Here is a 15,204-nt window from a genome sequence, read left to right on the forward strand (position 1 = left end):
ATATACCCTTTCCGGTACCAGTTCTTCCATTCTCCGCTCGTACTCGCGCATTATGATGACCATGCTTTCATGAACAGCAACATAATGCTGGTCATGCCCCTTTGTTTCAACAATGTTCAGGACGCCATGTTCAAGATCCACCTCGTTTTTCTTGAGCATCCTGGCTTCCTTGGGTCTTAAGCCTGTGCAATACATGAGACGAAAAATCACACAAAGAATCAGCTTTTTTACAAGCGAGGCTTTACGATTGTTCTGCACGATGATATGATCACATGCATAAAAGAACCTTGTAAGCTCCTCCGTAGTAAAAGCATGGGGAATATGCGTACACTTCTGCGGTTTTGGCCTGTCTGGTTCCTTTACATTTGTCAGCCCGCGTCTCTGCAAGTATCGCATAAAAGCGATGACTACAGAGGTACGGGCTATGTTTGCATTGGCCGACTCCTCCGGCCGTACACTGCACCAGGCATCAACCATGTCCTGAGTCAGTACTGATTCATTGCGGTGCATGTTAAAAAGGTAATTGTCAAAGGCTATGAAGCGCTTTTCGTAGTTTTCATTCCAGTGCTGTGAAGCATTCATGAAATCGATAAAAGCAGGGGCGGTACCTGCCAAGAGTGACTTGTATTCATGCATGGAAGGCCACCTCCCAACAAAGGGGATAGTCCTCTATACTGAGTGCACAGTCACGAAGATGCTTCATGTCTGCACTGAGGTAAGCCTGTATGGAAACAGGGTCTGTATGGCCAAGAATCTGTGATATAATCGGCTGTGCGACTTCGTGTTCAAGAAGTCTGGTTGCAAGATGATGCCTGAAAATATGGGATCCTTGACGGTCGCCCTTGTTCTGGCGTATCCTGGCTGCCATAAATACTTTTTTGACGCAGTATGATACGTCACTTGACTTGAAATCCTTACCTGTTGCTGTAATAAAAAAACTTCTCGAATCCGATTTCCTCTCTTCTTCCAGATAGTCGTAAAGCGCATTTCCGACGACAGTTGGTAAAGGTATCGTCAATGGAACCGAAGTTTTTTTCTGGCCAAGACAGATCATGGATGATTCCCACAAAATAGAGTCCAACGTAAGTGCGGCAACATCACATCCGCGTAGACCAGTGTAAAGCAAAAGCAATACTACTGCCCGGCAAAGCAGAGGCAAATCTGACTCGGCAGAACCGCAGGCATTCTTGATAAGGCAAACTTCCTCATTCGTGAGATACTGTATGTTTTTTCTTGTAACCCTGACGTATGGCAGCCATGCGCTAAAAGTACTCAGCACAGGATACTTCCCTGACACGGCTTCAAAGAATTCAGAAAGACGATATCGGTAGCTTGTTTCGTATACCGGCTTCCCATCCTTGACAAAGAAACTAATGATATCATCCTCTCTGACGTCATCAAAAGACATAAGGCCCTTCTTCTGAAGGTAGTAAAAGAACTGCGTTGCTTTTGATGCTGAACTGCGAATTGAGGAATCGGATAACCTTTCCGCATCTTCTTCGGAAGAACAGAAAAAATCCACAATCTCGGCGAATTGGGGATTCAATTTGGAGTAGTTGCCTCTTTTAGCCCCTACCGGTTGAATGTGTCTTGCTTCATTAGCCATATTTAATGACCCTCCTTCGTTTTTTAACGAAGCATAACACACCCAAAATAAAATCCGAACCTTTAAAGATACAATTCTTCCTTCAGAGAGGAATGTACGTCAAGGGTTCGGATTTTTCAAAGGTTCGGATAATCAAAAAAGGACCTACCCACTTTCACGGATAGATCCTAAAACCCTGATTATTATTCCAATGTGCCTGGTATCAGTCTAACATCGGACTTTATAATCTATCCTTCTATTTCTTTCTATACCTGTTTTGCCGCGTGATGTCGCCAAATCGAGCTCACGAGTACTAAGCATATCGATCGTGCAATCATATGCTCTGGTTTCTATGGCTGTTAAATTTGTAAACATCATATTTCTCATTGAAAGCTTAAAACCTTGCCTTTCGTAGTATTTCTGTTTTAATCCAATTAACAAAAAAGGAAGCGGCCGCTATTTCTTAATATTCTTAGGCATTTCTAGTTTTATTTCCTTGTTTAGGAGACCTTATTCATAAGTTTTAGCAACAATCTCAAATCGAGGAAGTAGCAAAGAAATATAACCATGTCCCGAAGATATGATTATACCTCTTTTTATCAGTCTATCACGGTATCTTGAGAAAACAGCAGATGTCATGCCTACCTTCTTACATATTTCACTGACTTTGGTCTCATCCTTTTTTATTGCAAGAATGACTGCTCTATCCTGCTTTGATAATGAGGACCATATTTTTTTATATACAAAATCATCAAGCATATCATCAAGCTTGATGAGAATTTCTCTTAACTCCATTTCATCTCTATATTCATAATATAGAAGACCTAGCGCTTGGAACGCAAAAGCATATCCCTTAGTTATCCGTGCAAGGTTCTTGGCATTGTCTTCATCAATCTGAAAAATATCTGCATACTGTTTCGTTATTTGATGCAAGCTTAGTGGTTCTAATGTTATTTTCGGGGTTCTAAGCAAAAAAGTAAGAGCTGGGTCGTTCTGGATTGCATAGATATTTTCATATAATCCTGTCATTAACAGGAAAACCGGATAATCTTTTCTAACAAAAATTTGAAACTGACTCGCAAAGTGACGCATGTTGTCATCATGCATTACTTCATCAATAGTAATGATTACTTTTTTATTATGCTTTTTTAATGAAGAAAGCATATTATCTATGATGCTTACGCTATCCTGAGGAGTATCATTTCCATTAACACCAATACCAAAACCTGCGATGGATATGTTGAATCCCTGTTTAAAGAAATCCGGGATTTTCTTGCAGGAATCAATCAAACGCATAGCACAGTCATTGATAAGATCCTGCGTTGAATTTAGGTCTATTACAATCCAATCCTTATCCTTCCCAAGTTCATTTGTTATTGAAGTCATAAGTACAGTCTTGCCACTTCCTCTGATTCCTTCGATAAGATATGCCTGACTGATTGGATTGTCAGCCTCAAATGTACTTAAGATCATATCCGTATTTTCATATCTGGATATATATTCATTTGGCTGTTTTCCAAAAGTAAGAGTAAATGGATTATTCTTTTTCATAACATGACATCCTTTCATAATTCTTCATAATCCATTATACTTTCATAATTCTTCATAATTCAATATAGTTTTCATAAACTTTCATAATTAAATTACAATGCTTCTATATATTTCCTCGTTTCTGTATCCACAATGTATATCTTCTGGTTTCCATACGGATCACCATTTGAGTATGTTGAAAAAAGATCCAGCGTCAGTACTCCTCCCAGATCAAGTGGTTCCTCTACAGGTGTATGTCCCACAACCTGATAAAAGAGATCATCCCTGAACATTCGGTAGAAATCAGCCTGAGGTCTTGCCCAAATCGGTGAATTATCCCTCCACAGTTCCTGCTTACCCATACGGTTAATCCTTGCAAGGATATCCTCTATCTCTTTCATATGATATCCACACGTCTGAAAGACAAAACTCTCCGTAAGACCGGCATGACTGAATAGCACATCATCAATTTTATGGACAAATCTATAACGTTCTTCAATAACACGCTCCAGTCTGATAATACCTTCAATAGCAGTTATCCTTGCCTGGACAGAATACCCCGATTCCATGGCATCCCAAAGATAGGATACATCGTGGTTGCCATAGCACCACAATGAATGGTCATGCTCTTTTCCAAATTCAGCAGCCCTGTCCAAAGTCTCGTTATATGCGTCTAAATCATTTCCCTTTCCCCAATCATCTACCAGATCTCCGAGAATTACAATGTCATCGTAGCTGTTCTCATCAACTCTATCAGCCATATCAAAAATCCATGGCTTTAAATGTACATCAGGAATCACAAGTACTCTGCTCATTTCAAAACTCCGATTATTCCAAACTGATTCATTGCTTAACTAACATTATGGCTCTCATCTTTTCTCAATCAGTACTTCCCATTTCTTTACGGCTACAGGAACTAAAAGTTTATCAACACTTACACCCAAGAGACCGCTGAGAACATAAAGGTTTTCAATCACGAAAAATGATCCTTTATGGCGCCATTTATTAACTGCCTGTGGAGTAATACCCAATTTATCAGCGATAGTCTTATCTTTTAACCCTTTTGCTTTAATAAGATCACACACCCTTTTCTTTGTAGCTTCAAGATCAAGACCCTTTACCCTGTCAGGTTCCTCCCAACATGCTGTGTAATCCAATAGTCCCAGTCTCTGCCGAAATCTATTCATTTCAATGATCTCCATTATTTTTTCATATCCTTCATCCATAAATATTTTCCCTCTATGCCTACTCTTAATGTAATCTTTTCATCAATCCCAAAGATCCCAAAACCATTCTTTAAACATATCAATAGTTCTGTCCTTGCACTCTTCTCTATATTGGTCTAGTTTCCTACTTTTTTCAAAATATCGGTCTTCTATCTCTTTATATTGCGTTTCCATCGTTTTATCTTATCAACCGGCTTCTCAAAACCTTTATACTTTTTCTCAATGCATGTTTTTCCTGTTTTTTCAATATTCATTTCGCTTCTTATACCATGTAATCAATAAACTTATGCCTTTTCTCATATATATTGTATTGGAGATTAATTCCATTGTATATAAACCCATGGTTGATAAATTAGAAAATCGCTCTATCAAAATGATTAAATAATAGTCCCAGAAACGGGTAGCAGGCATCCGTGGGATGCCATGCTTGCGACTCCGAGCTCTGCGAGGGATCCCGCATCTCTCGGCTTAAAAGGCCGGTGCATATCCGCTCTGCCAAGGAAGCATAATGGGCCCGGGTGGGGGATGAACCACCTCGCAGGGATTTTCAGTCCCAAGCTCTACCAGTTGAGCTACAAGCCCTTAGAGACATAGGTGGGATTCGAACCCAGATATCTGTGAGGAATGTCGGTTTTTCCCCTGCGGGGACTAGCTTCGCGTCGCTCCCGATGCTGTACCAACCACGCCAACTCTGCATATTTCTAGGCAAAAGAAAAACCGCTTGCCTTTTTCATCTAAGGTAAGCGGTACTCAAACATGTTTATCTATAAGCTTCTGATCCGGTCTCTATACTATCCGGTTCTTTGCCAAAACAACATTTTCTCGCATTTGCCTATCCTTAAATGAGCGCATGAAATTAAACATCCACTCTGATTTGCTCTGGAGTGATGATTCATAACTTTCGCTATAGAGGCAATAATTGCGATTCATTGTTGTCATGTCTCTTTCTTTTCCTTTCCGGGAGATCTTATCTGCTCCGCTTATCTCTTTCTATATCGTATAGTAACACCGGCAACTTTAGTTGTCATTATATTTGTAGTATAAAATAATCAGCCCCCAAAGCGATATTCCTTTTCTTCCTTCTCATTTGGAGTTAGTCCAAAAGCCTCTATTATCTTATCAGCAACCTGCTCAGGTGAAAGATTTGTATTGTCAACCTTAAGATGGTTTGTAAACCACACCTCACCCTCATACGAATTTAGCCTGTGATTCTTATTGTCATCTAAAAGATTAGTTCTGCTCCACTCCACATTCTTCTTCGAAGCTTTTTTCTCCATTCTATATGGAGTCTCGTTGCGAGCAAGCCTGGTCTCAAGATCAGCACTGAGCTCCGCAAAGTAGAAGTCCCCACCGCTCTTAGTAAATAAGTCATGAAGACTTGTAAGATAATCTCTTTCCTCCTGCAATTCGAATGCTGTAACGTATGTAAAGATAAGGTCAACATCATACTTTACAGCCAATTCGAATACCTTTTCACGAAAGAAAGCGTTGAATTCCTTCTGCGCAGGCGTCGCAAACCCGAATATCTTGTCAGAAATCTCGATACTGTCATGATTGATCATCAGATTGTATTATTGATTTACACTTAAAATTGACCCGGGTTTAATACTTAAAACTGACCCACCCCAGATGGTGAGCAGTCAGTATAAACCATTTCGATAATACACTGTACCTTGAAAATTTAATACTTAGAATTGACCCACCTCTTTGAGGTTTTATAGAATTCTTTCCGTATGTAAAAACATATGGAAGGAGGAAAAGAGGTGAAAGATTTGGAAGACTGGGCGGCAGTACACAAGGTGTACAAACAGACAGGCTCCAAAAGAGCTACAGCAGATATACTTGGAATAGCCAGAAATACGGTCAGACGTCTATTGGAAAAGACTGAACCTCCTGTCTATAACCGGACAGAATACAGCTCCAAGATTGATCCGTTCAAAGAGCAGATCATCACCTGGAGATGTGACCCATTTAACTTCAATGGCACCAGGATATTCAGTGAATTACAGAAACGTGGCTACAAAGGCAGCATAGGACCTGTCTACTACTTTTTAAGAAGAGTGGATGAAGATGTCGGAGACAGTATCAGCAGCAAAGCAACGACAAGGCATGAAAGCCCTCCGGGTGACCAGGCTCAGTTTGATTGGAGTGAGTATCAGGTGCTTATAGCAAACAGATACATGACAGTATACTGCTTTTCCATGATACTGGCAGCATCAAGAAAGAAGGCGATATGTTTTTCTTTACGAGAAGATGCTGATGCTATTTACGAAGCTGTACAGGAATTGTTTGATGACCTGGGAGGAGTGACGCTGGAGCTTCTTATTGATAATCCCAAAGCGTTTGTTATAAAAAACAATCCAAAGTCAGAGGAAGAAATAAAGTACAATCCTCATGCATTAGCCATGGCTCTGCATCTCGGCGTTGAACTAAATGCATGCCCATGCTACTGGCCACGTAAAAAAGGGAAAATCGAGAGGCCATTCAACTATATCGAAGAACAGTTCATAAAAGGCAACACTTTTGCAAGTATGGAGGATCTGAATTCCCGGGGAAAAGCTTTTATAAATGAGTGGTGCGATAAGAAACATTCCACCACCAAAAGAATTCCAAACCAGCATTACCTGTTGGAAGAAAAAGCGCTATTACAGCCGCTTCCTAAGGAACACTACTATGCAAACAGCAAGCTTAAGCGGAAAGTCAGTCCTGACAGTTATCTCAGTATTGACGGTAATAAATATAGTGTTCATGTCAGATATGTTGGAAAAACACTTTTCTACAGGCTGAATTATGGATTCAGGATTATGCTGTATGACTCGCAGGGACATTTCATAGAGCATCAGGAAATATCTTATGGCAAACATGAGATCCGCACTAATCCAGATCACTATGAGTCTATAGCAAAGAAGGTCTCAACTTCTGTTCCGCAGATAAGACGAGACTTCACTACCCGCTTCAGTAATGGTGCACGTTATCTTGAAGCAGCCGGTCGTAAGTTTGACCAGCCTACATTCCATGCCAGAAGAATAATGGAATTGCAGGATCTCTACGATGATGATACTCTGAACAGATTTATCGGTATAGCTGTTGATGAAGGAAAGATGGATATCAAGTCATTTAAGAAGATGCTCCGTGAGTACAACTCAGGAGAACGAAAAATCCCAAAGGATAACAATGCTGAATCCACAACCCTGATAATCGATGCAGCGCCTTCTTCTGAACTTACAAGAAACTGCAGCTACTATGAAAACTATGCGAAGGAGGTCCTGAATGCTTAATGACACAGAACACAAAAACGCATATATAGAAGCAAAGATGAAGCAGTTCAAGCTCGTAGATATGCGCACCCAATACAGAGACATCATCCAAGAGGCAGAACAGGAATCACTGGGATATATGGATTTTCTTTTAAGACTATTGGAACTTGAAGATAGTGGAAAGACAAGCCGTAGGACAGAGAAGCTTCTTGTTAAAGCCGGTTTTGATAGTGCATCTTCTCTTGAGGACATTGATTACAGTTTTAATCCGTCTCTTGATAAGGATAAGATTGATGAACTCGGAAGGCTTACATTCCTGGATAACCGTGAAAACATCATAATCATAGGACCACCCGGAGTTGGTAAGAGCATGATTGCTACAGGGATAGGTCGTAATGCCTGCAGAAAATGAAGGAAAGTCCTTTTTGTTAATGCAAAAGAACTTGTCGACAGGCTTTATGACGAGATGCTTGCCGGGAATCTACAGCAGATGCTTGATAAACTGAACCGTATTGAACTTCTGATCATAGATGAACTTTCATACATAAAAATGGACAAAGAAAGAGAGAGCCTGTTTTTTCAGATCATCCGACAACGATACGAAAAAAGCTCCCTCATTATCACCACTAATCTCCCAATGGGCAGATGGGATGAAGTATTTACCGGACAGCTTGCGGCAACTGCAATACTTGACCGCCTGCTGCATCACTGCCATGTGCTTAGTATAACGGGAGACAGTTACCGTGTCAAAGGGTCAAAAATAAGTGTTAAAAAACAGAAAGGTACAGAAAAATGAACTTAATAAGCGATAGGCAGCGATTCCTGCAGGATGAACTGAATATATATGAAAAAACAACACAGATGAATGAAACTGAAAGAAACGCTCTTCATGAATGGGTTGCAGCTGGTAACAGTGTTCATGAGAATACATGTAATGCTGAAGATGGTCATGGAAACTACATTGATTTCCTTGACGTATACAGAGAAGAACAGGATATCCGTGATACTCTGAGCGCACTGAGCGATGAGGAAAAGGAAGAATATCTTGCTGAACTAAGAGGCGAAGACACTATTAAAAGCCTGAAAAAGCGTCTCGATGAACTACTTTACAAAACCGATGTATATGAAAAGGTCCTCCAGAAACATAACCTTATTGAAGAGGCTGAAACCCTGATGGAAGAAGGACATGCTCTGTCCAGAGCGTTTGATGAATGGGCTGAAGCGGAAATGGGTAAACTGCCGGAAGGAGAACTGTCATGGTTAAAATAAAAGATAGAAATCTTCCGGAACTTGCAGAAATATACAATAGTGGCGGCAAAGACGCTCTTTATAAAAAGCTCCGAGAGTCATTTGGAATAAAGTATCCGTGGTCAACTTTGGACAGGATGAAAAACATAGATTATCTGGGATATAACGAAGCTACAGACAGATTTAGTGTCACACGAACAAACAAACTTTGTTCACCGGTAAAGCCACAGCATATATGCGAGGATAAAACAGAAAGGAACGCCCCTAAAGCAGAAGTAATGGAAAAGCTTGTTAAAGAGCTTATTGGGGACAGGCTTCTAGAACTTAGTAGATACGTTGTCATTGATACAATAAACAAGACAATGATCATAGACAAAACAGCACTTACCGATGCTGGATACACACTGGTAACTCATTAAAAGGTGGGTCAATTCACAGTGTAAAAATCGAGATTTATAAACAAAACTGACCCGCCTCCAAAATCACAATGACGGATCTAGGGGGGTCAGATTTAAGTGTAAAAGTGGGTCAATTTTACTTGACATTCAACATGTATTTCAATTTATCCCTAAGGCTCTCTGCCACCACCATCTTGCCAACAGCCTGAGGGCCGCACACTACTATAAGATTTGCCATTCTTACCACCACCCTAAAAAAAATAGACCTTATCAAAACTATTTTAGCTTGATAAGGTCTTAATACACTTGTTTAATGAATCAAAAAGTTTACAGATTCATCATATAGCACGGCCTCATCTCGCATGGTAATCTAAGCCCCTGAATATTTTCCACGGACATATAATTGACCACCATTCCATTGACGAGACGTGTATTTGTCATATAACTGGCATTCCTCCAAGATTATTAGTTGTAAGTATAGACATAGCCCTGTTAGCTGTCAATAACTTTTTGCCCCTCTTTAAATCTCTTTATCACTTCAGCTTTGCGCCATCCTTAAAAGCATTGCCCACCTTTTCTCCAACTCCGTAATATCCATTACCAAATGGATCAAAGCTTATAGGCTTAAGTTTGGTGATATCAACCGCTCCATCTGTCACTACGCTTTCATCTGCAGAGACATTTACGATTTCTCCAATCAGAATGCCATCCTCAAAGCTCTTTACCTTACACTCAAGAGCAACAGGAAGTTCATCAATCAAAGGTGCATCAACAAACTCACTCTTTGTTGCGTGAAATCCAGCCTTTTCAAATTTATCAGGTACTTTTCTTCCTGATTCTATCCCAACATAATCGCAGGGAATCACCTGGTCTTCAGTAGCAAGACTTACTGTGAAAGCACCTCTCTTTGCGAGATTGTCAGTAGTCTTGTGTTCAGACAGGCTGATTGAAATCTCTTTAAAGTCAGTGGTTATACCCCAGGCTGCGTTCATAGCATTCGGTACTCCATTCTCATCATATGTTGCAATGATAAGAACCGGCTGCGGGTACATAAGTGGTTTTGCTCCAAAATTAACTCTGCTCATCTGTTTCCTCCTTTAGCACAAACACTGTTACTCGTCTTCTTCCCATCCCTTGCACACATCGCACCAGCCCTCGGCTCCGGTAACAGCTTCAAGCTCTGAAGGTGTAACTTTAACAGAAGTAAACTCATTACCTCCTGCAGGATGGACATATTCAAATCTCTTCATGGATACATCCAGCCAGATAGGGATGTCATCAGCCACAGCAAAAGGACATACTCCACCTGGCTGGAATCCCGTGATACTCTCTACCTGATCTCTGGGTATCATGTGTGGCTTAGTGTGAAATAGTGATTTGAACTTAGAACTGTTAACCTTACCATCGCCTGCCATTACCACAATTACAGGCTTTTCATCTACCACAAAAGACAATGTCTTTGCAATCTCCGGTTCGGTGCAACCTATCTGCTGTGCAGCATGTTCAACTGTATCAATCGTCTCTGCATGCTCAGTAAGCCTATCACCAAGATTATTGGAGACAAGAAACTCTTTTACCCTTTCATTAATCATGTCTGCTTACTCCCCGATCATTTAAGAAGCTTGGAAAATTCCAAAGCCTTCCCTACATCACCGTCAACCTTAAGTTTGCCGATAGTAAAAGCTGCTATAGGATCTAACTTTCCACTGATTAGCTTATTAAAATCATCGGACTTGATTGATATAGCGCAGTTCCTGTCATGGTAATCGTAAGGCTCTATATTGATCTTGTGGTCCCTAACTTCAACGTAGAACACTCCGGGATCCTGATCTGTCAGATTCACCTGAACGGCAAGAAAATCCACATTTGAAACATCGGCATTTTCTGCCAGCTTTCTAAGTTTAGTAACTACTGTATCACGCTTCATATTCGTCCTCCTCACAATATGTATCGGTCTCTGTTACCATTATATAGTTAGTAGCGCTTACTCTGCGTATGTATTTACCTATGGCTGATTCCTTTTGCAATAAGCATATTCATAACTCCAAGTATAACAATTATGATGAGTAAATACCTGCTAATCAATGTTCCTCTCAGCTTATCTACTATGAAGAACATAATAAGCGGTATCAGATTTAGCCATTTTAGATATTTCATCTCCATCAAATAAGCACTCCTGAAAAATGATCGATTTCATGTTGGATTATCTGTGCCGTAAAACCATTGTATTTCCCATGCTTTGGCTGAAAGTCTTGATCCAGGTAATCAACCTCAATCTCTTTATACCTGGTGCACGGTCTTACGCCATCCAAAGAAAGGCAGCTTTCCTCAGTCTGATACTCTCCGGTCTTCTTGGTAATTACCGGATTTATCATAGGGAAAATAAATGGTCCCATAGCCACCACAATGATCTGCTTCTTCACACCGATCATATTCGCAGCCATCCCAACACATCTGTCCTGATTTGCTCTTAATGTATCCAAAAGATCTTCCACAACCTGCTTGTCTGCCTCTGTTGCAGGCTCAGACTTTTCTAACCACACTGATGCTGCTTTTTCATAATCCATTTCCCACATTTTCTACTTCATTGCCACCAATACGGCACCCCTTTTACAACTTCTCCTTCATTTCATCGAATTGACCGAGTATATTTACATCTAGGATAACTACTGCATCCAACAAATCTGCCATTCCTACCATTTCTTTCAACAAGCCTGCTACCGCATTCGGGACACACGGTCGGATCGTATCTATTAGCATTACTTTCCCTATGTGGAATACTAATTTGTACTGCTGCCTTAGGATTGTTCCTGGAGCATTCGATACATGTTCCCAGATTCACATGATTCTTCCCACCATATGAAGAAAACTCCCTATCCATCGCTATCTTTCCGCAGAACTCACACTTAACCCATCTGTTCCCATCGGGATCTTTAATAGGCTTCTCCTGTTGCTCAAAACCAGCAGCCATGTTGCGGGCAAATTCTTCCCGGGCTCTGCGCTTTTCTGACTCAGCAGCCTCCTTCTCTCGAAGCAACTGCTCCTCACGTTCTCTTATCTTTCGCTCGTATTCCTCTTGGAGTTTCTTTTCTTCTTCCAAGCATTTTTGGCGTTCAGCCTCGCGCTTTTCCTGCTCCATGATACGTCTGTCGTGTTCACGATCCTGCTTCTTTCTGAATTCATAATATGCTTTATCATATAAAGTATCTAAACTATCTCTGTGAAACAATAGGTTATTATTCTCATCAAAAGAATAGTCACGGAGCCTTCCTTCTGTAACAATTATTTCACACCACAGTCCATCTATATCCTGATCGTAAAAGGCTGCTTCCAGGCGAGCATCTTTATAATCAATACCATCTATCGACAAAAACAGACAATAACCCTGTCTGCTTTCAATTTTCATCATCCATTCCGGAAACTGACCTTCGGAGCCACAATTCATGATATCAGCAATATAATAAATCTTGATATCCTGTGTATTCATATCAAGAATATCAAGCTTTTCATCTGTGATGTTTGCCCTGTCATGGAAGTAGCTGATTGCAAGCTTATGGAGCTTTGATACAAAAGAAAACTCATACTTCCTGTCAGTGCTGTCATCAACTGCATTTATAGGCACTCTGGTGTCTACATCCCCAGTTCTAAGCTTATCATCAAGCCAACATTTCAATACTATTTTTGATTCTATCGAAGCCCTTCCTTCAGTTACTGCTGTGCACTCAAGCTTTGTATCAGAATCCTTTATCCTGAAATGTTGTTCCCTAAGATTTCTATCCCCAGCCACAAGAATAAGATTAGCACCGCAACCACACGGGCAGAACAATTCTCCGTTTCTGCTCTTTTCTCGCACCCAGTTCAGCTTCGCAGGTATATTGATCTGCTTACCGTCAATGACTGTATATATAGATTCAATTCCTATGGTTCTACCCTGATATATTGCTTCAGTCCTCTGAGCCATCGTGTTCTGCTCCTTACATCTTCATTCACATTCTCTACTGATATCCCGATAGTATGCCAGATGCATATGAAAGTTGGATCTTCTGACATCCTGCAACAGAACTCCTGGATTCTTCTTATCTTTTTTGATTTTCTTTTCAAGCTCCCAGAACTTGTCAGATGCAAGTCCGTCGCCTTTAAGAGCTCATTGGTGCTGAGCTCATCAAAGTGCTTCACTATTAATTCCATATGCAGCTCCCCTTTGTCCGACTCTCTTAATTATAAGCAAAAAAGGACTCTGGCGCTATATGAGTCGTCAGAGTCTATCTATGGTAAATCCACATAATGTATTTCTATATCTGCCATATCATTTTCCTCTGCATCAACATGCATGGACACGAGATTATCAGCCGCCTGCTTTTTGCGATTCCGATAGTTGGCTTCTCCCGTTTTACATCCATTAAGGGTTCTACACTCTTTAAGGAGCTCTGACCCAGCTGCCCTATGGATGCAACCATCCACGCCACCGCCTCCTAAGAGTGAGCTGTTAGCTGCATTTACTATTGCATCAATCTTTAGTTATATCTCCAGCATGATATTTGATAGAACTCATAGTCCTTCCCCGCTTTCTTAGTTCACACAAGCACTTCACTTACCTTATCAAGAATCCCGGGCATTCTGCTACAGTCGATACTAGCAACAACTCCACATCGCCATATAAGCCACAATCATCACCCGGGAGTTATGGCACCTATATTTCCATTACAGTTCCTGAGTCTGAATATCTTCTTCCCAATACCCTGGAACATGTTTTGATATCGTTATTATTCCCTCCATTTCTTTCCAGGCATCATACCATTCATCCGGGATCATGTCATCCAGTACAACTTCACTAATAGTATCAACATATGGACCAACACAAGCCAGACTTTTCTTTAATTTTGTCCGAGCCCGTGAAGTCTCGTCATTTTTCAGCAAATCAAGAATGCTAATTGCATTTTCCATATCAATAGCATCATAAAGAGCATAATACTCCCCTTCAGCGCAAGGAAAATCATGCCAAGTCCTGGAAATAATTATCGGATAATCTACGCTATCAGACACCGCAATTACGTATCGTTCTGTTTTCTTGTTTGCAACAATGACTCCATATCTCAGATGAATAATAGGCCACTGCGAGCCAACATCAAGATCGTTGTCAGTTAGCCACTCATCCTCTACAGTAACGCTTTTCTTCTCACCTTGTTCATTGACGAGCGTAACCGCTACTTTTGGCTTTTCTCCCGGTTGTAGCTCCTCACATCCATATTCGCCGTCAAAAATCTGCTTTATCGTCCACATATTAGTTTACGCTCCGCTTTTATTGCCTAAAAAACATTATATCCGCTTTACCACATCAACTAAAGCATCTTTTCACATCTCATCCATCTCATCTTCAAACTCAAGCTGTTCAGCGATGACATCGGTGGTGTAAATGCGGGTTCCACACTTGTCATAGCTGCCGGTCTGGATGCGGCCTGTGATCAGGAGCTTGACTCCCTTTTTGCCGAACTTCTCAAGAAAGTCAGCCTGATTTTTGAAGGCAACGATGCTGATGAAGTCTGCAGACTGATCTGTATCGTCCTTTTTAAAGAGTCTGTTCACTGCAAGGTTGCAGCGAGCTACCTTGTTTTAGTCATGAGCTGAAGTTCAAATCACTTTTTCTTCTTCTGCGCAAATCAGAACCACCGGCTTAGCCGGTGGTTTGTTCTGGCCCTATAAGGGCCTGTTGCCGGCACTGAGTCTAAAGACTCGCCGAATGGTTCGCCAGCCGCAACATCATTTTCCTACAGAGCCCCCTGGGCTCATTTTTATTTGTTTTGCTTTACCGGCTCACCCGTGAACGGGTCAATATACTCTTTTAGTGTCATTTGGTCGTACTCTAAATCCTCTTTTAACTGATTCTTTATGTACTCCTCTATTTTCTTTGCATTTTTACCTACAGTATCTACGTAATAGCCTCTGCACCAGAAATGTCTATT

At 40.9% G+C, this 15,204-nt stretch carries 19 protein-coding genes, 1 tRNA gene and 3 pseudogenes; 4 read left to right on the top strand and 19 right to left on the bottom strand.

Annotation, left to right across the window (positions count from 1 at the left end):
* The 8 genes from BM146_RS17895 to BM146_RS17925 form a co-directional block, all read right to left on the bottom strand.
* Window positions 1-636, bottom strand: a 636-nt coding sequence (locus BM146_RS17895) for a tyrosine-type recombinase/integrase (protein ID WP_074891922.1), incomplete at its 3' end; no start/stop codon positions are given.
* Entirely contained in the window at window positions 629-1,606 is a 978-nt protein-coding gene (locus BM146_RS17900; RefSeq protein WP_074891924.1) for a tyrosine-type recombinase/integrase, read from the bottom strand. The genes BM146_RS17900 and BM146_RS17895, both read right to left, overlap by 8 nt.
* Before the next feature lie 489 nt (window positions 1,607-2,095).
* Complete coding sequence (locus BM146_RS17905; protein ID WP_074891926.1) at window positions 2,096-3,136, bottom strand: ATP-binding protein; 1,041 nt, start codon at window positions 3,134-3,136, stop codon at window positions 2,096-2,098.
* Window positions 3,137-3,228: 92 nt separating this feature from the next.
* On the bottom strand, window positions 3,229-3,930 hold the full coding sequence (locus BM146_RS17910) for a metallophosphoesterase (RefSeq protein ID WP_074891928.1): 702 nt from the start codon (window positions 3,928-3,930) through the stop codon (window positions 3,229-3,231).
* 54 nt (window positions 3,931-3,984) lie between these two features.
* Entirely contained in the window at window positions 3,985-4,341 is a 357-nt protein-coding gene (locus BM146_RS19085; protein ID WP_083413647.1) for a helix-turn-helix domain-containing protein, read from the bottom strand.
* A 42-nt stretch (window positions 4,342-4,383) separates the two neighbouring features.
* The gene (locus tag BM146_RS20225; RefSeq protein ID WP_278308529.1) at window positions 4,384-4,515 is read right to left on the bottom strand and encodes a hypothetical protein; all 132 of its coding nucleotides are present in this window, start codon (window positions 4,513-4,515) and stop codon (window positions 4,384-4,386) included.
* Between the two features lie 335 nt (window positions 4,516-4,850).
* Window positions 4,851-4,923: transfer RNA gene (locus tag BM146_RS17920), tRNA-Phe, on the bottom strand.
* A 467-nt stretch (window positions 4,924-5,390) separates the two neighbouring features.
* The gene (locus BM146_RS17925) at window positions 5,391-5,903 is read right to left on the bottom strand and encodes a hypothetical protein (RefSeq protein ID WP_074891930.1); all 513 of its coding nucleotides are present in this window, start codon (window positions 5,901-5,903) and stop codon (window positions 5,391-5,393) included.
* Window positions 5,904-6,104: 201 nt separating this feature from the next.
* Here BM146_RS17925 and istA point away from each other — a divergent pair, with 201 nt between their 5' ends.
* The 4 genes and pseudogenes from istA (at window position 6,105) to BM146_RS17945 (ending at window position 9,265) form a co-directional block, all read left to right on the top strand.
* On the top strand, window positions 6,105-7,619 hold the full coding sequence (istA, locus tag BM146_RS17930; protein WP_177201737.1) for an IS21 family transposase: 1,515 nt from the start codon (window positions 6,105-6,107) through the stop codon (window positions 7,617-7,619).
* 37 nt (window positions 7,620-7,656) lie between these two features.
* Window positions 7,657-8,394 (top strand): annotated as a pseudogene (gene istB, locus BM146_RS17935) (IS21-like element helper ATPase IstB).
* The gene (locus BM146_RS17940; RefSeq protein WP_074891934.1) at window positions 8,391-8,867 is read left to right on the top strand and encodes a hypothetical protein; all 477 of its coding nucleotides are present in this window, start codon (window positions 8,391-8,393) and stop codon (window positions 8,865-8,867) included. Before istB ends, BM146_RS17940 begins: the two are co-directional and overlap by 4 nt.
* Window positions 8,855-9,265 (top strand): hypothetical protein, encoded by a 411-nt coding sequence (locus BM146_RS17945; protein WP_074891936.1) that lies wholly within the window; start codon window positions 8,855-8,857, stop codon window positions 9,263-9,265. The genes BM146_RS17940 and BM146_RS17945 overlap by 13 nt, the downstream gene beginning before the upstream one ends.
* Window positions 9,266-9,380: 115 nt before the next feature.
* On the opposite strand, the gene BM146_RS20105 is transcribed toward BM146_RS17945, so the two are convergent.
* The 11 genes and pseudogenes from BM146_RS20105 to BM146_RS17995 form a co-directional block, all read right to left on the bottom strand.
* Window positions 9,381-9,482: an AAA family ATPase gene (locus BM146_RS20105; RefSeq protein ID WP_242949442.1), complete on the bottom strand. Its 102-nt coding sequence runs from the start codon at window positions 9,480-9,482 to the stop codon at window positions 9,381-9,383.
* Between the two features lie 295 nt (window positions 9,483-9,777).
* A complete protein-coding gene (locus BM146_RS17950) occupies window positions 9,778-10,329 on the bottom strand; it encodes a flavin reductase family protein (protein ID WP_022753611.1) in 552 nt (183 codons plus the stop codon).
* Window positions 10,330-10,356: 27 nt separating this feature from the next.
* Window positions 10,357-10,836: a YbaK/EbsC family protein gene (locus BM146_RS17955; protein WP_026665616.1), complete on the bottom strand. Its 480-nt coding sequence runs from the start codon at window positions 10,834-10,836 to the stop codon at window positions 10,357-10,359.
* A 17-nt stretch (window positions 10,837-10,853) separates the two neighbouring features.
* On the bottom strand, window positions 10,854-11,171 hold the full coding sequence (locus BM146_RS17960; RefSeq protein WP_074891938.1) for an SCP2 sterol-binding domain-containing protein: 318 nt from the start codon (window positions 11,169-11,171) through the stop codon (window positions 10,854-10,856).
* A gap of 235 nt (window positions 11,172-11,406) precedes the next feature.
* Window positions 11,407-11,811, bottom strand: a complete 405-nt coding sequence (locus tag BM146_RS17965) for a peptide deformylase (protein ID WP_074891951.1) — start codon at window positions 11,809-11,811, stop codon at window positions 11,407-11,409.
* Window positions 11,812-11,873: 62 nt separating this feature from the next.
* Window positions 11,874-13,205, bottom strand: a complete 1,332-nt coding sequence (locus tag BM146_RS17970; RefSeq protein WP_074891940.1) for a topoisomerase DNA-binding C4 zinc finger domain-containing protein — start codon at window positions 13,203-13,205, stop codon at window positions 11,874-11,876.
* Window positions 13,163-13,432: a hypothetical protein gene (locus BM146_RS17975; RefSeq protein WP_074891942.1), complete on the bottom strand. Its 270-nt coding sequence runs from the start codon at window positions 13,430-13,432 to the stop codon at window positions 13,163-13,165. Before BM146_RS17975 ends, BM146_RS17970 begins: the two co-directional genes overlap by 43 nt.
* 189 nt (window positions 13,433-13,621) lie before the next feature.
* Window positions 13,622-13,756, bottom strand: a pseudogene (locus BM146_RS20545) (macro domain-containing protein); the annotation flags it as partial.
* Between the two features lie 189 nt (window positions 13,757-13,945).
* Window positions 13,946-14,524, bottom strand: coding sequence for a hypothetical protein (locus BM146_RS17985; RefSeq protein ID WP_074891944.1), 579 nt, complete (start codon window positions 14,522-14,524; stop codon window positions 13,946-13,948).
* Window positions 14,525-14,596: 72 nt separating this feature from the next.
* Window positions 14,597-14,842 (bottom strand): annotated as a pseudogene (locus tag BM146_RS17990) (single-stranded DNA-binding protein); the annotation flags it as partial.
* Between the two features lie 191 nt (window positions 14,843-15,033).
* Window positions 15,034-15,204: transposase (locus tag BM146_RS17995; RefSeq protein ID WP_034468330.1), on the bottom strand; the 171-nt coding region annotated here is incomplete at its 5' end.

Origin of the sequence: Butyrivibrio proteoclasticus (genome assembly GCF_900115735.1) — a bacterium.
In the GTDB taxonomy this organism is placed as follows: domain Bacteria; phylum Bacillota; class Clostridia; order Lachnospirales; family Lachnospiraceae; genus Butyrivibrio; species Butyrivibrio proteoclasticus_B.